Below are 18,411 nucleotides of genomic sequence, written 5' to 3'. Positions count from 1 at the left end.
ATCAATAAATTTCTATATCAGTATAGCATGTAGTAAAACAATATGCAAGCGTTTTCTTAAAATTGGAACAAAAGAAAAATCGCAACAGATTTTCTGTTACGACTCAGCTAGTCTTTCTTTATGAATTTGAGAAGCCAGAAGGTGGAGATGGAGGAATAATTCTGAAGTAGAGAAGTTACGATTGTAGATAATTGGTTTAGGAGAGTTAGTGACAGGAAAGGTAGTGATAACAATATCGTGCGGAATTTGATTGAGAATCGAGAAAGAAATCGTAGATTCTTCCCAAGAATCAAATAGATAGAGATTGTTGCCGTAGTGAGTTAGGGTGTCGATTAGGCTTTGTGCGTGATGGTTATCCAGATGACTAATGACCAAAACACGTATTTTGGGAAGTTTTTGAAGCAGTTGGACTAAAATTCGATGCCCTTGGATAGTGAAGGTGTAGACCATCTCTTGTTGCTTACTTGGCTTACTGTTTAGTCCCATCTCAGTCAGATAAGATTGAAATTTGTGTTGACTTACTTCAAATAGTTTTGGAAGTTCTGCTTGATAATTGCTTAAAATCTGGGATTTCTGTTTGTCGAGAGACTGATTGTTGAGTAAATGGAAGAAATCAGCTTGGGCAGTGTAGTGGAGGAGCCAAATCAATTCTTCTCTATTTTCAATCTGTAGGTGAAATTCTTTAGCCAGCTCTTCTAGAATTTGACTCAATAGACGGTAGGATTTTTGAATGTGATGGATATCACCCAGTGCTCCATTGTTAGGATTGTTTGTGCTTTGAGGAGATTTGATTGGGTTTGAAAATAGCTGTTCCAGTGTTTCCTTTTTCGGTTCGAAATGAAGCTTTTTAGCCAGCTTTTTGATATCTTGTTCAAACTGGGGAATCTGCATAAGAGAGCTGTAGTGACTGGTTAAAAGAGGAGTAGGATTTTCGATGAAACGTCCCCTATTTAACCGCTCTAGATTGATAGCCAGGGTATATTTGATTTGCCGTAAGCTACTGAGGTTAGGTGAAACTTGTTGGGCGTTTAAAAATAGCTGAATCAGGTGAGTGAGTACCTCTTCAGAAATAGAAGGGAAGGGCCAATCAAGAAAACTGTAACTTTGGCTAAAGTAGTCTAGATAAAAGGCGCGGATGTCTTCTTCTGCTCCTCCCAAGACCAAAGGGGAAGGTTGGATACTGACGCCATAGTGTTGTGGAAGTTTAGTGTTGAGACAATGGATGATTTCCTCAATCTGCTCTGGATTAGTCGAAAGCGTCTGGCACATTTGGTCAAGTGATTGCCCCTCTTTGAAAAACAGACAGTTCAAAAAAGAGTAGGTTGCAGATTGTTCAAAGATTGCAATCTGAGGATCCAAGCTATTTTGGAGGTCAAACTGTAATTGGATGCCTTTTTTTCTTGATCGAATAAGGAGGTTTGGAAATAATTGCTCAAGTTTAAAAAGGTGTTCTTGCAATTCTTCTACTGATAGATTCAGATTTTCTGATAAAGATGAATCTTGTATCCAATCCTGGTGTTTGGCTAGTTCTTCCAATAACATTAGCAAATTTTGTTCTGTTTCAGAAAGCAAAATATCCATAACAAACCTCCTTATATATTTATACATATATATTAAAAGAAAAAGCGAGTAAAGTCAAGAAAAATAGGCTAGGATAAAATAGGAAAATCTAAATTTACTATATTTTTCTTGGGCTATTAAACTGAAAATGAAGTTTGCAAAGTGACAGTAGAATGCCAATTCTCATAGGAAAAGATTTTGTCAAAAAATCGTCAATCCCCTTGAAAAATCTAGCTAAATAGGGTATAATATGAGTAATCATTTGTCGTAGGTTTTGTCTGAAATATTGTCCAGACAAGGCTCACAGCAGTTAAATCTTCTGAAAAAGTCAGATTTAGCTGCTCTTTTTGTGCTTTTTTTCAGGATTTTGAGTATTTGTAACAAAGACTTAAAGATTCTGAAAATTCGTCAAGAGGACACGGTGATAAGGGTTTTACAACCATATGACGATTAGAAAGCCTGATTGACAAGGCTTGGAACTTATTTACAAAGGAGAATCATCTTGGCAGGACATGACGTTCAATACGGGAAACATCGTACCCGTCGTAGTTTTTCAAGAATTAAAGAAGTTCTTGACTTACCAAATTTGATTGAAATTCAAACTGACTCATTCAAAGCTTTCCTAGACCACGGTCTTAAGGAAGTGTTTGAAGATGTATTGCCAATTTCAAACTTCACAGACACAATGGAGTTGGAATTTGTTGGATATGAAATCAAGGAACCAAAATACACGCTAGAAGAAGCTCGTATCCACGATGCTAGCTACTCAGCACCAATTTTTGTAACCTTCCGCTTGATCAATAAAGAAACAGGCGAAATTAAAACCCAAGAAGTTTTCTTTGGTGATTTCCCAATCATGACAGAAATGGGTACCTTCATCATCAATGGTGGTGAACGTATCATCGTATCTCAGTTGGTCCGCTCACCAGGTGTTTACTTTAATGATAAAGTAGACAAAAACGGTAAAGTGGGCTACGGTTCAACTGTTATCCCTAACCGTGGAGCTTGGTTGGAACTTGAAAGCGACTCAAAAGATATCGCCTACACTCGTATCGACCGTACTCGTAAGATTCCATTTACAACATTGGTTCGTGCGCTTGGTTTCTCAGGTGATGATGAAATCTTTGATATCTTTGGTGACAGCGAATTGGTTCGCAACACTGTTGAAAAAGATATCCACAAGAACCCAATGGACTCTCGTACCGACGAAGCCTTGAAAGAAATTTACGAACGCCTTCGTCCAGGTGAACCTAAGACTGCTGAAAGCTCACGTAGCTTGCTTGTAGCTCGTTTCTTTGACCCACGTCGCTATGACTTGGCAGCAGTTGGTCGCTATAAGATCAATAAAAAACTCAATGTTAAAACACGTTTGCTAAACCAAACCATTGCAGAGCCATTGGTAGATCCTGAAACTGGAGAAATCTTGGTAGAAGCTGGTACAATCATGACTCGTAGCGTGATTGAAAGCATTGAAAGCTATTTGGATGGCGACTTGAACAAGATTGTCTACATTCCAAATGATGCTGCCGTAGTAACAGAGCCAGTTGTTCTTCAAAAATTCAAGGTTGTTGCTCCAACTGATCCAGACCGTGTTGTAACGATCATCGGTAATGCCAATCCAGATGACAAGGTTCGTATCGTCACTCCTGCAGATATCCTTGCTGAGATGAGCTACTTCCTCAACTTGGCTGAAGGACTTGGCCGTGTAGATGATATCGACCACCTTGGAAACCGTCGTATCCGTGCGGTCGGTGAATTGCTTGCTAACCAAGTACGTCTGGGACTTTCTCGTATGGAACGTAATGTCCGTGAACGTATGTCTGTTCAGGATAACGAAGTCTTGACACCACAACAAATCATCAATATCCGTCCTGTAACAGCTGCAGTTAAAGAATTCTTTGGTTCATCACAGTTGTCACAGTTCATGGACCAACACAATCCGCTTTCTGAGTTGTCTCACAAACGCCGTTTGTCAGCCTTAGGTCCTGGTGGTTTGACACGTGACCGCGCTGGATATGAAGTTCGTGACGTGCATTACACTCACTACGGTCGTATGTGTCCAATCGAGACACCTGAAGGACCTAACATCGGTTTGATTAATAACTTGTCATCTTATGGACACTTGAACAAATATGGTTTTGTTCAAACACCATACCGTAAGGTTGACCGCGAAACAGGTGTTGTCACGAACGAAATCGTTTGGTTGACAGCCGATGAAGAAGATGAATTTACTGTAGCACAGGCTAATTCTCGTCTAAATGAAGATGGAACCTTTGCTGAGAAAGTTGTCATGGGACGTCACCAAGGGGTCAACCAAGAGTATCCAGCTAATGTTGTTGACTACATGGATGTTTCACCAAAACAGGTAGTTGCCGTTGCGACAGCATGTATTCCTTTCTTGGAAAACGATGACTCCAACCGTGCCCTCATGGGAGCCAACATGCAACGTCAGGCTGTGCCGTTGATCAATCCTCAAGCACCTTACGTTGGTACTGGTATGGAATACCAGGCAGCCCACGACTCTGGAGCGGCTGTGATTGCTCAGTATGATGGTAAAGTTACTTACGCAGATGCAGACAAGGTAGAGGTTCGTCGTGAGGATGGTTCGCTAGATGTTTACCACATCCAAAAATTCCGTCGTTCAAACTCAGGTACTGCTTACAACCAACGCACTCTCGTAAAAGTTGGCGATGTCGTTGAAAAAGGCGATTTCATCGCTGACGGACCTTCCATGGAAAATGGAGAAATGGCGCTTGGACAAAACCCAATCGTTGCCTACATGACTTGGGAAGGTTACAACTTCGAGGATGCTGTTATCATGAGCGAACGCTTGGTTAAAGACGATGTCTACACATCTGTTCACCTTGAAGAATACGAATCAGAAACACGCGATACAAAGCTTGGGCCTGAAGAAATCACTCGCGAAATTCCAAACGTTGGTGAAGATGCCCTTAAAGACCTTGACGAAATGGGTATTATCCGTATCGGTGCTGAGGTTAAAGAGGGTGATATCCTTGTAGGTAAAGTAACACCTAAGGGTGAGAAAGACCTTTCAGCTGAAGAACGTCTCTTGCACGCTATCTTCGGAGATAAATCTCGTGAAGTGCGTGATACTTCTCTTCGTGTACCACACGGTGCCGATGGTGTCGTTCGTGATGTTAAGATCTTTACACGTGCAAATGGAGATGAGTTGCAATCAGGTGTCAACATGCTGGTTCGCGTCTACATCGCTCAAAAACGTAAGATCAAGGTCGGAGATAAGATGGCCGGACGTCACGGAAATAAAGGAGTTGTCTCTCGTATCGTTCCTGTAGAAGACATGCCTTACCTTCCAGATGGAACTCCAGTCGATATCATGTTGAACCCACTTGGGGTACCATCACGTATGAATATCGGTCAGGTTATGGAGCTTCACCTTGGTATGGCTGCTCGTACTCTTGGTATTCACATCGCAACACCAGTCTTTGACGGAGCAAGTTCTGAAGACCTTTGGTCAACTGTTAAAGAAGCTGGTATGGATAGCGATGCCAAAACGATCCTTTACGATGGACGTACTGGGGAACCGTTTGATAACCGTGTTTCTGTCGGAGTCATGTACATGATCAAACTCCACCACATGGTTGATGATAAATTGCACGCGCGTTCAGTCGGACCTTACTCAACCGTTACCCAACAACCACTCGGAGGTAAAGCTCAGTTTGGTGGACAACGTTTCGGTGAGATGGAGGTTTGGGCTCTTGAAGCCTACGGTGCATCAAATGTCCTTCAAGAAATCTTGACTTACAAGTCTGACGATATCAACGGACGTTTGAAAGCTTATGAAGCCATTACAAAAGGAAAACCAATTCCAAAACCAGGTGTTCCAGAATCCTTCCGAGTTCTTGTCAAAGAATTGCAATCTCTTGGTCTTGACATGCGTGTCCTAGACGAAGATGACCAAGAAGTGGAACTTCGCGACTTGGATGAAGGAATGGACGAAGATGTCATCCACGTAGATGACCTTGAAAAAGCCCGCGAAAAAGCAGCCCAAGAGGCTAAAGCAGCCTTTGAAGCTGAAGAAGCTGAAAAAGCAACAAAAGCGGAAGCAACAGAAGAAGCTGCTGAGTAAGAAAAAGCAGTTCACTTAGAATAGAAAGGGAAGAAATAGTGGTTGATGTAAATCGTTTTAAAAGTATGCAAATCACCCTAGCTTCTCCAAGTAAAGTCCGTTCATGGTCTTATGGAGAAGTCAAAAAACCTGAAACAATCAATTACCGTACCTTGAAACCAGAACGTGAAGGACTCTTTGATGAAGTTATCTTTGGTCCTACAAAAGACTGGGAATGTGCTTGTGGTAAGTACAAACGCATTCGTTATAGAGGGATTGTTTGTGACCGTTGTGGGGTTGAAGTAACGCGTACAAAAGTTCGTCGTGAGCGTATGGGGCATATCGAATTGAAAGCTCCTGTATCTCACATCTGGTACTTCAAGGGAATTCCAAGCCGTATGGGCTTGACCCTTGATATGAGCCCTCGTGCCCTCGAGGAAGTAATCTACTTTGCAGCTTATGTGGTGATTGATCCTAAGGATACACCACTTGAGCACAAGTCTATCATGACAGAGCGCGAATACCGTGAGCGCTTGCGTGAATATGGTTATGGATCATTCGTTGCCAAGATGGGTGCCGAAGCTATCCAAGACCTTTTAAAACAAGTAGATCTTGAAAAAGAAATTGCTGAACTCAAAGAAGAGTTGAAAACAGCGACTGGACAAAAACGTGTCAAAGCTATCCGTCGTTTGGATGTTTTGGATGCCTTTTACAAGTCTGGAAACAAACCTGAATGGATGATTCTCAACATCCTTCCAGTTATTCCACCAGATCTTCGTCCAATGTTGCAGTTGGATGGTGGCCGTTTTGCCTCATCTGACTTGAACGACCTTTACCGCCGTGTTATCAACCGTAACAACCGCTTGGCTCGCTTGCTTGAGTTGAATGCACCAGGTATCATCGTTCAAAATGAGAAGCGTATGCTTCAAGAAGCGGTTGACGCTTTGATTGACAATGGTCGTCGTGGTCGTCCAATCACAGGACCAGGTAGCCGTCCACTGAAATCATTGAGCCACATGCTTAAAGGGAAACAAGGACGCTTCCGTCAAAACTTGCTCGGTAAACGTGTTGACTTCTCAGGACGTTCCGTTATCGCCGTTGGTCCAACTCTTAAGATGTACCAATGTGGTGTGCCACGTGAAATGGCAATCGAGCTCTTTAAACCATTCGTGATGCGTGAAATTGTTGCACGTGATATCGTACAAAACGTCAAAGCGGCTAAACGCTTGGTCGAACGTGGAGATGAGCGTATCTGGGATATTCTTGAAGAAGTGATCAAAGAACACCCAGTGCTTTTGAACCGCGCACCGACCCTTCACCGTTTGGGTATCCAAGCCTTCGAGCCAGTCTTGATTGATGGTAAGGCCCTTCGCTTGCACCCACTTGTCTGTGAAGCCTACAATGCCGACTTTGACGGGGACCAAATGGCCATCCACGTACCACTTTCAGAAGAAGCCCAAGCAGAAGCTCGTATCTTGATGCTAGCTGCTGAGCATATCTTGAACCCGAAAGATGGTAAACCAGTTGTTACTCCATCTCAGGATATGGTTTTGGGTAACTACTACTTGACCATGGAAGAAGCTGGTCGCGAAGGTGAAGGAATGGTCTTCAAAGACCGTGACGAAGCGGTTATGGCTTACCGTAATGGTTATGTTCACCTTCACTCACGTGTTGGTATTGCAACAGACAGCCTCAACAAACCATGGACAGAAGAGCAAAAACACAAGGTCTTGCTTACAACAGTTGGTAAAATCCTCTTCAATGACATCATGCCAGAGGGTCTACCATACTTGCAAGAACCAAACAATGCCAACTTGACAGAAGGCGTTCCAGCTAAATACTTCTTGCCACTTGGTGGAGATATCAAGGAAGCAATCAGCAAACTTGAACTCAACCCTCCATTCAAGAAGAAAAATCTTGGAAATATCATCGCTGAAATCTTCAAACGTTTCCGTACGACAGAAACTTCTGCCCTACTTGACCGTATGAAGAACCTCGGTTACCACCACTCAACTCTTGCAGGATTGACAGTGGGTATTGCCGATATCCCAGTCGTTGATGACAAGGCTGAAATCATTGAAGAATCACACAAACGTGTAGAACAAATCACCAAACAATTCCGTCGTGGTATGATTACAGACGACGAGCGTTACAATGCTGTTACAGCTGAATGGCGTGCAGCCCGTGAAAAACTAGAGAAACGCTTGATTGCCAACCAAGATCCTAAGAACCCAATCGTTATGATGATGGACTCTGGAGCCCGTGGTAACATCTCAAACTTCTCACAGCTTGCCGGTATGCGTGGTCTGATGGCAGCTCCGAACGGACGTATCATGGAATTGCCAATCCTTTCAAACTTCCGCGAAGGTTTGTCGGTATTGGAAATGTTCTTCTCAACTCACGGTGCGCGTAAAGGTATGACCGATACGGCCCTTAAGACAGCCGACTCAGGTTACTTGACTCGTCGTTTGGTTGACGTTGCCCAAGACGTTATCATCCGTGAGGATGACTGTGGAACAGACCGTGGTCTCTTGATCCGTTCTATCGCGGAAGGAAAAGAGATGATCGAGTCTCTAGAAGAGCGTCTCAATGGTCGTTACACTAAGAAAACCGTTAAACATCCAGAAACTGGTGCAGTTATCATCGGTCCAAATGAGTTGATTACAGAAGACAAGGCGCGTGAAATTGTTAATGCTGGTGTGGAAGAAGTGACTATCCGCTCTGTATTTACATGTAACACTCGTCACGGTGTCTGCCGTCACTGTTACGGTATCAACTTGGCGACTGGTGATGCGGTTGAAGTTGGTGAAGCAGTTGGTACAATCGCTGCCCAATCTATCGGGGAACCTGGTACACAACTTACAATGCGTACCTTCCACACGGGTGGGGTTGCCTCAAATACCGATATCACTCAGGGTCTTCCTCGTGTCCAAGAAATCTTTGAAGCCCGCAATCCTAAAGGGGAAGCGGTTATCACAGAGGTTAAAGGACAAGTTACCGCTATCGAAGAAGATGCATCAACTCGTACTAAGAAAGTTTTTGTTAAGGGTGAAACTGGTGAAGGTGAGTACGTCGTTCCATTTACCGCTCGTATGCGTGTTGAAGTTGGTGACCAAGTAGCGCGTGGTGCTGCTCTTACAGAAGGTTCTATCCAACCAAAACGTCTCCTTGCAGTTCGTGATGTCTTGTCAGTTGAAACTTACCTTCTCGGTGAAGTACAAAAAGTTTACCGTAGCCAAGGGGTAGAAATCGGTGACAAACACATCGAGGTAATGGTTCGTCAAATGATCCGTAAAGTCCGTGTCATGGATCCAGGTGACACAGATCTTCTCATGGGTACCCTCATGGATATCAATGACTTTACAGACGCTAACAAAGATGTCCTTATCGCAGGTGGAGTGCCAGCGACTGGTCGTCCAGTCCTTATGGGAATTACCAAAGCCTCACTTGAAACCAACAGTTTCTTGTCAGCGGCTTCCTTCCAGGAAACAACTCGTGTCCTTACGGATGCAGCTATCCGTGGTAAGAAAGACCATCTCCTTGGACTTAAAGAAAATGTTATCATCGGTAAGATCATCCCAGCAGGTACTGGTATGGCCCGTTACCGTAACCTTGAACCACATGCTATCAACGAAGAAGAATACCTTAATCCTCCAGTAGAGGAAGAAGGGAATGAAGAAACAACAGAAGTAGTTATGGATACTGCCGTTGAAACTGTGGAAGAAACAGTAGAATAAGAGAGAATGAGAGAGCCTTCGGGTTCTCTTTCTCTTTTTCTGAAAACTTTCTCCATTTTTCCATGAAATGTGGTAAAATAAAAGAAAGAAGCTGACAAAGGAGACGGGTATGGAACAAACATTTTTTATCATTAAACCAGACGGTGTAAAAAGGGGACTAGTGGGTCAAGTGTTGAAACGCATCGAACAACGTGGATTTACAATCGAAAAATTGGAGTTGCGTTCACAGGTTTCAGAAGAGTTGATTGACCAGCACTATCAGGATTTAGTTGGTCAGAGTTTTTACCCGCCGATTCGTGAATTTATGACTTCAGGACCGGTTCTTGTAGGTATCATTTCTGGTCCCAAAGTAATCGAAACTTGGCGGACTATGATGGGTGCGACTCGTCCAGAAGAAGCTTTACCAGGAACGATTCGAGGTGATTTTGCAAAAGCTGCTAGTGAAAACCAAGCTATTCAAAATGTTGTACATGGTTCAGATTCAGAAGAGTCAGCTAAGCGAGAAATTGCTCTTTGGTTTTAAGAGTGGATTGGTTCAATCAATTGGTTAAAAGCTCATTTGAATAGAAAGTATAGTCAATTAGTTTAAGACATGACGCATGATATCAAACTTTTTAGTTTTTGATATGGTGCGTTTTTTGATTAAGTGACTATTAGTTCATCTCGCTCCGTTAGGTGCGAGACGGACTAATAGTCACATAAAAAAGAAAGGACTAACTTCGTCCTTTCTCATTCTTAGCTTTTCTTCAACCCACTACAGTTAACAAAGAGCCTTAATTCTTAAAAATTGATAGCGTTGACAAATGGTAGAAAAAAGCCCTTTTTACTAAGTTAAGTATCAACTACAGTTACGATTAGTATTCGTTACTTAACCCACTCACCATTATAGTTTACGTAGTAACCATCTACTGTGGTATTAACAGCTAGAGCACCTGAACCATACGCATAGTACCATTTACCATTGACTTGGAACCAGCCTGTTTTCATATCTCCATTACTTGCATTTAGATAGTACCAAGTTGAGCCTTCCTGATACCAGCCAGTTGCCATTGCTCCTGATGAACGGAGGTAGTACCACTTGTTACCAAGGTTTTGCCAACCTGTTTTCATATCGCCATTTGGCTGGTCTAAATAATACCAAGTGGTACCTTCCTGATACCAGCCAGTTGCCATTGCTCCTGATGAACGGAGGTAGTACCACTTATTGCCAAGTTCCTTCCAACCAGTTTGCATGATACCAGTTTCTGAATCTAGATAGTACCAAGCTGAACCATCATTTATCCAACCTGCACGTCTTTCACCACCAATATAGTTTTCTCCATTAATTTCCGTTTTAGCTAGATAATACCAATTAGACTGGTCATAAAGCCAACCTGTCTCTAAAGAATGATTTTGATTAAAGTAATAGTTCGTGTAAAAACTCTTCTCTTGTTTATCTTCCGGTTTTGTACGTTTTTCCCCATACTTTCTTCCAACACTGTCTTTAGTTTTAACCTCTAATGCTTTCCAACCAACAAACTCTTGTAGCACTCCACTTTTGTCAAAGTAGTACCATTCTGGCATTGGGGAACCTTCTAATCTTATACCATTAGGGTAAGGACCAATGGTATATCCTTTAACTGGCATTGGAATGTATTGCCAACCAACAACCATTTCACCATTATAATCAAAATAATAGGTCTTGCCATCAATCACTCGCCAGTCCGTTTCTTTGATGTCACCCTTCTTGTAGTAGGTTCTACCATTTTCTTGGACAAATTGCCAACCTTCAGAATCATCTGCAAATACTGTATTGGTAGCTAGCAAACCAAAGAAAATTGCTGTTAGTCCAACTTGCATAGTTTTTTTCAAAAGTTTCATTTATATATACCTCCAATATTAAATCCACTCACCAGATGAAGCGAAATTATAAACTTTACCATCGATAGTTTGGCTACCTGTAACCATTGCTCCAGAGGAATTGAGATAATACCAGTTTCCTCCTACTTTTATCCAACCAGTCTTCATATCTCCATTAGTAGGATCTAGATAGTACCACGTTGAACCATCTTTATACCAACCAGTCTTCATATCACCATTGGTCTTATCTAAATAATACCATCTTCCTCGTACATATTTCCAACCTGTGGACATTGAACCAGAGGTTTCAAGATAATACCATTTGCCATTTATACTTTGCCAACCTGTTTGTTTCGTACTATTCTTATAGTAATACCACGTACCACTAATCAATTTCCAACCATCAATAGAATGTCCCTCAAGGATGGAATAAATAAAGGATAGGTTTTGTTCATTTAATTTTACTGCCAAATTAACAATATCTGATCCTCTTGATTCATTTCCTATGTGTACACCTACGACACGATGTGAAGCATCATAGACAGCAGCACCACTAGCGCCACCATATGTATCTACATCATAATATAAGAAATCACCTGTATCACGTATTACGTTTCTAGTATCTGTATACATCTGTACAGCTTCAGAGAGCGCTGAATAACCTGTAACAGTTACATTCAAACCAGAAAGATTTGTAGATAAAGATGAGAGACCAAGTGTCCCTGTTTTAGTCCCAATAGGCTCTTCTAAAACTAATAACGCTAAATCATTCTTTGAATGCGTACTTGGATTGTCTGACACATAATTTTTTAGATAGTAATATTTCTTTACTTTTACTGTACCAAATGGAGCATTATTGGGTGTGGCAGCAGGAGTAACATATAATTCTTCAGCATCTTTTCCAAACTCATGTTTATAGATATTATGAGCTGCAGTAATAAGAATATTGTCCTTTATAAAATTAGCACTCCCCCTATAAGTTTTGTTTTTACCATTTTCTACACCATGAAATACAGACTCTACATAGACTGATGTAGAATAAGGATATTGTAAAGTATTCTCAATAGAAACTAAGTCATTACTCCCAATAATTGCTTCCGGCTGACTTGTAAAAAATTGACCGTAAGTCGGTGAAATATCTGGAAGGGAAAAATTATTACTTCCTGGACTCTCTTGTAAAGTTTCACTTACCTCATATTCTTCACCTGTATTAGAAATAACAGTCAAAGCAGATACTGTAGATAGCTGACTAGCCAATAAAATACTAGCAATAATTGAAATACCGAATTTGCGATAAAATGTTTTCTTCATTTTTATAATTTATTCCTTTCGTTTCACTCAAGGCACAACACAGAATGAAAAAGTGTTGTGCTCTTTATTTTGTTTTATAATAATAGTGAGAAAGCCTATCACTACTACAAATCACGGGGAGGTGAATAAGTGAGTGGTATAGCCACTACCTCGCATTTTTATAGGTGTCATTCTTTCCATCAAGCACAACTAACTGTGACTAGGAGCACGTAAACTTATAATTGAATAAGTGACTCGTTTGTGAAGGGAAAGAATAGTCAAGGGATAGGCAGACTCAAATTTGGTGAAGGGAGACCCCTCGTGTTAAAAATCATTTATCCTAATTGTTGTGGCATTGATGTGCATAAAACCTTTGTTGTAGCGGTTATTGCTATCACCGATAAGCAAGGAATCACAACCTACCATCGTAAACGTTTCTCAACTTTTACAAATGGTTTAGTACAGCTACGAGATTGGTTAGAATACTATTCTTGCTTTGATGTCTGTATGGGATCCACCGGTAAATATTGGATTCCTGTCTTCAATATCCTTGAAAAATCCTGCAACATTTGCTTGGCTCACTCCAAGTATGTCAAGGCTATCAGAGGAAAGAAGACCGACAAGAAAGATGCGCAGTGGATAGCCGACCTCTTCAAGCATGACTTGGTTGCTTCTAGCTTTATCCCACCTCTTAAAATCAGACAACTCCGAGATCTGTTTCGCTAACGCATGAAATTAACACAACTTCAAGTTAGCGAGAAGAATCGTTACCAGAACTGTCTGACTTGGTCTAATCTTCAGATTGCAAGTGTCGTTTCCGAACACATCAAGAGGAGAAACCAAACATTGAACAGTTGGTTCACAAGCGAATGAAGGATAAGGTGCAAGACTTGAAAATCGCTATTGAGGGGAATGTGACACCTGAATAAGCTGAGAAAATCAGAATCATCAAAGAACACTATGATGCACTTGCCGTCTGTAAAGAAGATTTAGAAACCATGATTCGGAAGCTCGGACAAGAATACCAAGAACAGGTCAAGCTAATCCAAACCGTGCCTGGTTTCAAAGAAGAGCTATCTGCCCTCAGAATTATCTCTGAAATCGGAGCTGATATGACTGTTTTTAACACTGCGGGTAAACTCTGTTCTTGGTCTGGATTAGTTCCTGCCAACAATGAAAGTGCAGGAAAGAAATTTTCTACTTGTATTTCGAAAGGTGGTCACTATCTCAAACCTTTTCTTGTTCAAATAGCTAACGCCGTGGTTAAATCAGAGAAGCACCCTGAATTACGAAATAAATATCTCAAACTCAAGAAACGACGGGGGCATCGAAAAGCTACCATCGCTATCTGTCGCAGATTATTCATTACCATCTACCACGTACTTTTAAAACAGGAGAGTTATAATCCAAGATTACAAGGTCTTACAGAAATAAGAAATTCAGATCAGACAATGTCTGTCCAAGATGCTGTTCGTTTTGCACAACAGCACGGATTCAAGGTGCTTTAATTTTAAAGGTTGGGTATCAAGACCTCTTTTTAGTGTGCCCAAAATTTAGAGAAGTAATCAATCAACTAACTTTTATTTTTTCAAACTTGCCCCTACAATTTTTAATGAATAATAAAAGCGAATATACTAGAGACTAATTCTATTCCATTATTCTTTAATCAGCCTTCCCAACATCAAGACCATTGGACTTCTTTTGCGATTGCACTCGAATCTCCAATTGTTTATTCTTCTGAATAAACTGTTGGTAAGGAATTGTATTACTAAACATAAAAACACCTAGCAATGCAAATGTAACTAATTTTTTAATTCCACGTTTTTTTCTCATACAATGAAACCCCTTTCTGTTTCCTTGTTTTTATTCTAACAGATATATTTTATTTAGTCAATTGTTTTTATTATGTTTTGAACTTTTTTTTCTTATTATTACCATAGAGAATTATTTATTCCTTTAACTTGCTATTTTGAACTAAAAATTTTATAATGAAATTAAGCAAATAGGAAGGATTATTATCTTTAATGAATACACTCGCAGAGAAATTCAGATTGAAAAGAAAAGAGTTGAGACTCTCCCAACAAACTCTTGCAGAAGGAATTTGTGAACAAAGCCAGATTAGTAAAATTGAGAGAGGACATTTCATTCCCTCCGCAGACCTTTTGTTCAAACTCTCCCAACGACTTGAAGTACCATTAGATTATTTTTTTAATGAACAAATTGAAATTAAATCTAACCTCTCTAATTTCAAGCAATTATCTGCTCGACTATTAGATGACAGAAATTATGACAATTTGGAATATATTTATAGAATAGAGATTGAACGAAGTACTTTTCTAACACTAGAAGACCGAACTTACCTTGAATGGATTAAAGCTATTATTGACTTCTATCAATATGACAGTAAGTGTGAGGCTATTTCTTCATTGGAAAATATATTATTAAAAGTCTCTTCAAATACTCTGATTTATTTACAGGTATTGAATACTCTATCTAATTTCTATTCCTTAGTGGGTCGTGAACAAGAATATGAGGCAAACTACTCTCATTTAATGGAGTTATATCAGACAAAAAATTTTGAGCATCAAGAGTTTTTATTTGGCTACATCAGAGTTCGTTACAACTACGCTCACTACCTAGTGTCAAAGGAAAAATATAACGAGGCCATCCAAGAAGCTCTTGAGACGATTGAACTCTGTAAACAAAGACAGACAAGCTACCAACTGGCTCCCCTACTTATTCTTGTAGGAAATGCTGGAGCCAAGTTTCTAGACAAAGAACAAGTCAAAAATTATTATATAGAAGCAAGAGAGTTATGTAAGATTTATAACAATCCTTTAATGTTGATGAAGATAGAAAATTATTTGAAGGAATTGGATACTGTTTAGTTAATCTTGACATTATAGTTTTTCTGAAACGTTAAATAACCTGTAAGGCTGATAGTGAAATTAATACTATCAGCCTTATTTCAATTTATATTCTTCCAAAATCTCTTCAAACCACGTCAGCTCTATCTGCAACCTCAAAACAGTGTTTTGAGCAACCTGCGGCTAGCTTCCTAGTTTGCTCTTTGATTTTTATTGAGTATTAGCCTTTCGTGTTTGTTTAGCGTCTAAAAGAGACATTTGAGAAGATTGAAAACAGTTCTCTCTTTTCTCCGAGTATAATGATTGGTAGGAGGGGAGAGAAAAGATGAAATCAATGAGAATCTTATTTTTGTTAGCTTTAATTCAAATCAGTTTGAGTAGCTGTTTCCTATGGAAGGAATGCATCTTGTCCTTTAAACAAAGTACAGCTTTTTTCATCGGAAGCATGGTCTTCGTTTCAGGAATCTGTGCTGGAGTAAATTATCTTTATACCCGTAAGCAAGAAGTTCATAGTGTCCTAGCTAGTAAGAAGTCAGTGAAGCTTCTTTACGGTATCCTGCTCTTAATTAATTTGTTAGGAGCTGTTCTTGTCCTGTCAGATAACTTGTTCATCAAAAATACGCTGCAGCAAGAATTAGTTGACTTTTTATTGCCATCCTTTTTCTTTCTATTTGGGCTAGATTTGCTGATTTTTTTACCCTTGAAAAAATACATGCGCGATTTTCTTGCTATTCTAGACAGAAAAAAGACAGTGTTGGTGACTATTTTAGCAACACTTCTTTTCTTAAGAAATCCAATGACCATTGTCTCTCTTTTGATTTATATTGGACTGGGTTTGTTTTTTGCAGCCTATCTTGTCCCAAATTCGGTTAAAAAGGAAGTTTCCTTTTATGGTCATATTTTCCGAGATCTTGTATTGGTCATTGCTACGCTCATTTTCTTTTAGAGAAAGCTTGTTTTTATGGATGTTATGATGGTAAGTTTAGCAGGAAAATAGACACAAAAGAAAAGTTTTTGGTATAATAAGAGTATGTACACAAAAAATGAAGAAGAGCTACAAGCCTTAGGGGAACGCTTGGGCCATCTATTAGAAAAGAATGATGTTTTAATCTTAACTGGAGAGCTGGGTGCAGGTAAAACGACCTTTACTAAGGGACTTGCTAAAGGTTTACAGATTTCTCAAATGATTAAAAGTCCAACCTACACTATCGTAAGAGAGTATGAAGGTCGTCTTCCGCTTTACCACCTAGATGTTTATCGTATAGAGGGGGATGCTGATTCTATTGATTTAGATGAGTTTCTCTTTGGTGGTGGAGTGACTGCTATTGAGTGGGGCAATCTCTTAGGAGATGCCTTGCCAGATACTTATTTAGAGTTGGAAATTCTAAAAGAAGAGGACGGTCGCAGATTACATTTCCAAGCAAAGGGTTTGCGTGCAGAAAAACTCTTAGAGGAGCTTCAACATGGAGTATGAATTGCTCATTAGGGAAGCAGAGCCTAAAGATGCAGCTGAATTAGTGGCTTTTTTAAATCGTGTGAGTTTGGAGACAGATTTTACCAGCTTAGACGGAGATGGTATTCTCTTGACTAGTGAGGAGATGGAAATATTCCTCAACAAGCAAGCTAGTTCGGACAATCAGATAACCTTACTTGCATTCTTAAATGATAAAATTGCTGGTATTATAAATATTACAGCTGACCAGCGCAAGAGAGTCCGTCATATTGGAGATCTCTTCATTGTGATTGGAAAAAGATATTGGAATAATGGATTGGGAAGTTTGTTGCTAGAAGAAGCGATAGAGTGGGCACAAGCAAGTGGCATTCTGCGTCGTCTCCAGCTGACTGTCCAAACTCGTAATCAAGCAGCAGTTCATCTTTATCAAAAGCATGGCTTTGTAATTGAAGGTCGCCAAGAGCGTGGAGCATATATAGAAGAAGGGAAATTTATCGATGTTTACTTGATGGGTAAACTGATAGATTAGTAGAAATATGGTTAAAAAAATTATTGGAATGGTGCTAGCTTTTCTAGCTGTGACAGTTTTAGGTGTCGGTGTTTTTGCGTATACTATTTATCAGCAAGGCACACAAACCTTATCAAAGACCTATAAAAAAATAGGGGAAGAAACCAAGGTTATTGAAGCAACAGAGCCTTTGACCATTCTGTTAATGGGGGTTGATACTGGGAATGTAGAGCGTACAGATCAATGGGCTGGAAATAGTGACAGTATGATTTTGCTGACCGTTAATCCTCACACAAAGAAAACCATGATGTTGAGTTTGGAACGTGACATTCTGACTAAAATTCAGCATAAAGATGGAGGTATTGAAGAAGCGAAGTTAAATGCTGCCTATGCTGGTGGTGGTGCAGAATTAGCTATTTCAACTATTCAAAAGATGATGAATATCCATATTGACCGCTATATTATGGTCAACATGCAAGGATTGCAACAATTAGTCGATGCAGTAGGAGGCATTACCGTCAATAACACGCTAGGTTTCCCGATTTCTATCAGTGACCAAGAAGAATTCAACACCATTTCTATTGGCGTTGGGGAACAAACAATAAATGGAGAAGAAGCGCTTGTTTATTCACGAATGCGTTATCAAGACCCAGAAGGAGATTACGGACGTCAGAAGCGTCAGCGTGAAGTCATTCAAAAAGTTGTTGAAAAAGTTCTTAGCTTGAATAGTGTCAGTCACTACCAATCTATTTTAAAAGCCCTAAGTACTAATATGCAGACTAATATCGATTTATCTGCGAAAAGTATTCCAAGCTTGTTGGGCTATAAAGATTCATTTAAAACCATTGAAACACAACAGTTGAAGGGTGAAGGGGAGATGCTACAAGGCGTTTCTTATCAAATTGTTACGAGAAGCCATATGTTGGAAATGCAGAATCTTTTGAGACGTTCTTTGGGACAAGAAGAAGTCACTCAACTTGAAACAAATGTTGTCTTATTTGAAGATTTATTTGGACGAACACCTGTTGGTGACGAAGACAATTAACTTTCTTGATACAAATAAAAAATTA

General features: G+C 40.0%; 13 protein-coding genes and 1 pseudogene. 10 read left to right on the top strand and 4 right to left on the bottom strand.

Features of this window, described 5'->3' with window-relative positions:
* Window positions 1-96 precede the first annotated feature (96 nt).
* The gene (locus tag AXK38_09005; GenBank protein AMH89372.1) at window positions 97-1,581 is read right to left on the bottom strand and encodes a hypothetical protein; all 1,485 of its coding nucleotides are present in this window, start codon (window positions 1,579-1,581) and stop codon (window positions 97-99) included.
* Window positions 1,582-2,062: 481 nt separating this feature from the next.
* Here AXK38_09005 and AXK38_09000 point away from each other — a divergent pair, with 481 nt between their 5' ends.
* From AXK38_09000 to AXK38_08990, 3 genes are all read left to right on the top strand, one after another.
* A complete protein-coding gene (locus AXK38_09000) occupies window positions 2,063-5,668 on the top strand; it encodes a DNA-directed RNA polymerase subunit beta (protein ID AMH89371.1) in 3,606 nt (1,201 codons plus the stop codon).
* A gap of 38 nt (window positions 5,669-5,706) precedes the next feature.
* Window positions 5,707-9,384, top strand: coding sequence for a DNA-directed RNA polymerase subunit beta' (locus AXK38_08995; GenBank protein ID AMH89370.1), 3,678 nt, complete (start codon window positions 5,707-5,709; stop codon window positions 9,382-9,384).
* 109 nt (window positions 9,385-9,493) lie between these two features.
* Entirely contained in the window at window positions 9,494-9,907 is a 414-nt protein-coding gene (locus AXK38_08990; GenBank protein AMH89369.1) for a nucleoside-diphosphate kinase, read from the top strand.
* Window positions 9,908-10,248: 341 nt separating this feature from the next.
* Here the strand turns inward: AXK38_08990 and AXK38_08985 are convergent, their stop codons facing one another.
* Together AXK38_08985 and AXK38_08980 are read right to left on the bottom strand one after the other, a co-directional pair.
* Complete coding sequence (locus tag AXK38_08985) at window positions 10,249-11,244, bottom strand: choline-binding protein (GenBank protein ID AMH89368.1); 996 nt, start codon at window positions 11,242-11,244, stop codon at window positions 10,249-10,251.
* Between the two features lie 18 nt (window positions 11,245-11,262).
* The gene (locus tag AXK38_08980; protein AMH89367.1) at window positions 11,263-12,534 is read right to left on the bottom strand and encodes a choline-binding protein G; all 1,272 of its coding nucleotides are present in this window, start codon (window positions 12,532-12,534) and stop codon (window positions 11,263-11,265) included.
* A 240-nt stretch (window positions 12,535-12,774) separates the two neighbouring features.
* On the opposite strand from AXK38_08980, the pseudogene AXK38_08975 reads away from it, so the two are divergent.
* Both AXK38_08975 and AXK38_08970 read left to right on the top strand, forming a co-directional pair.
* A pseudogene (locus tag AXK38_08975) lies at window positions 12,775-13,149 on the top strand (transposase).
* A gap of 623 nt (window positions 13,150-13,772) precedes the next feature.
* The gene (locus AXK38_08970) at window positions 13,773-14,021 is read left to right on the top strand and encodes a hypothetical protein (protein ID AMH89678.1); all 249 of its coding nucleotides are present in this window, start codon (window positions 13,773-13,775) and stop codon (window positions 14,019-14,021) included.
* Between the two features lie 154 nt (window positions 14,022-14,175).
* On the opposite strand, the gene AXK38_08965 is transcribed toward AXK38_08970, so the two are convergent.
* Entirely contained in the window at window positions 14,176-14,346 is a 171-nt protein-coding gene (locus AXK38_08965; GenBank protein AMH89366.1) for a hypothetical protein, read from the bottom strand.
* A 191-nt stretch (window positions 14,347-14,537) separates the two neighbouring features.
* On the opposite strand from AXK38_08965, the gene AXK38_08960 reads away from it, so the two are divergent.
* The 5 genes from AXK38_08960 (at window position 14,538) to AXK38_08940 (ending at window position 18,386) form a co-directional block, all read left to right on the top strand.
* Window positions 14,538-15,401 carry an XRE family transcriptional regulator gene (locus tag AXK38_08960; protein ID AMH89365.1) on the top strand — a complete coding sequence of 288 codons (864 nt, stop codon included), beginning with the start codon at window positions 14,538-14,540 and terminating at the stop codon, window positions 15,399-15,401.
* 304 nt (window positions 15,402-15,705) lie between these two features.
* Window positions 15,706-16,326 carry a hypothetical protein gene (locus AXK38_08955; protein ID AMH89364.1) on the top strand — a complete coding sequence of 207 codons (621 nt, stop codon included), beginning with the start codon at window positions 15,706-15,708 and terminating at the stop codon, window positions 16,324-16,326.
* Window positions 16,327-16,410: 84 nt separating this feature from the next.
* Complete coding sequence (locus tag AXK38_08950) at window positions 16,411-16,854, top strand: tRNA threonylcarbamoyladenosine biosynthesis protein TsaE (GenBank protein AMH89363.1); 444 nt, start codon at window positions 16,411-16,413, stop codon at window positions 16,852-16,854.
* Window positions 16,844-17,362: a GNAT family acetyltransferase gene (locus tag AXK38_08945; GenBank protein AMH89362.1), complete on the top strand. Its 519-nt coding sequence runs from the start codon at window positions 16,844-16,846 to the stop codon at window positions 17,360-17,362. The genes AXK38_08950 and AXK38_08945 overlap by 11 nt, the downstream gene beginning before the upstream one ends.
* Window positions 17,363-17,369: 7 nt before the next feature.
* Window positions 17,370-18,386 carry a LytR family transcriptional regulator gene (locus AXK38_08940; GenBank protein AMH89361.1) on the top strand — a complete coding sequence of 339 codons (1,017 nt, stop codon included), beginning with the start codon at window positions 17,370-17,372 and terminating at the stop codon, window positions 18,384-18,386.
* The last annotated feature ends 25 nt before the right edge of the window (window positions 18,387-18,411 follow it).

It is taken from the genome of Streptococcus mitis, assembly GCA_001560895.1.
Lineage (GTDB): Bacteria > Bacillota > Bacilli > Lactobacillales > Streptococcaceae > Streptococcus > Streptococcus mitis_Q.
The sequence above is the reverse complement of the archived record's forward strand: the minus strand, read 5'-3'. Positions and strand labels throughout refer to the sequence as shown.

What these genes read in the sequence shown, in the direction of transcription:
- AXK38_09005 (AMH89372.1), bottom strand. Translation starts at nt 1,581, where the DNA reads ATGGATATTTTGCTTTCTGAAACAGAACAAAATTTGCTAATGTTATTG.
- AXK38_08990 (AMH89369.1), top strand. Translation starts at nt 9,494, where the DNA reads ATGGAACAAACATTTTTTATCATTAAACCAGACGGTGTAAAAAGGGGA.
- AXK38_08985 (AMH89368.1), bottom strand. Translation starts at nt 11,244, where the DNA reads ATGAAACTTTTGAAAAAAACTATGCAAGTTGGACTAACAGCAATTTTC.
- AXK38_08980 (AMH89367.1), bottom strand. Translation starts at nt 12,534, where the DNA reads ATGAAGAAAACATTTTATCGCAAATTCGGTATTTCAATTATTGCTAGT.
- AXK38_08965 (AMH89366.1), bottom strand. Translation starts at nt 14,346, where the DNA reads ATGAGAAAAAAACGTGGAATTAAAAAATTAGTTACATTTGCATTGCTA.
- AXK38_08960 (AMH89365.1), top strand. Translation starts at nt 14,538, where the DNA reads ATGAATACACTCGCAGAGAAATTCAGATTGAAAAGAAAAGAGTTGAGA.
- AXK38_08955 (AMH89364.1), top strand. Translation starts at nt 15,706, where the DNA reads ATGAAATCAATGAGAATCTTATTTTTGTTAGCTTTAATTCAAATCAGT.
- AXK38_08950 (AMH89363.1), top strand. Translation starts at nt 16,411, where the DNA reads ATGTACACAAAAAATGAAGAAGAGCTACAAGCCTTAGGGGAACGCTTG.
- AXK38_08945 (AMH89362.1), top strand. Translation starts at nt 16,844, where the DNA reads ATGGAGTATGAATTGCTCATTAGGGAAGCAGAGCCTAAAGATGCAGCT.
- AXK38_08940 (AMH89361.1), top strand. Translation starts at nt 17,370, where the DNA reads ATGGTTAAAAAAATTATTGGAATGGTGCTAGCTTTTCTAGCTGTGACA.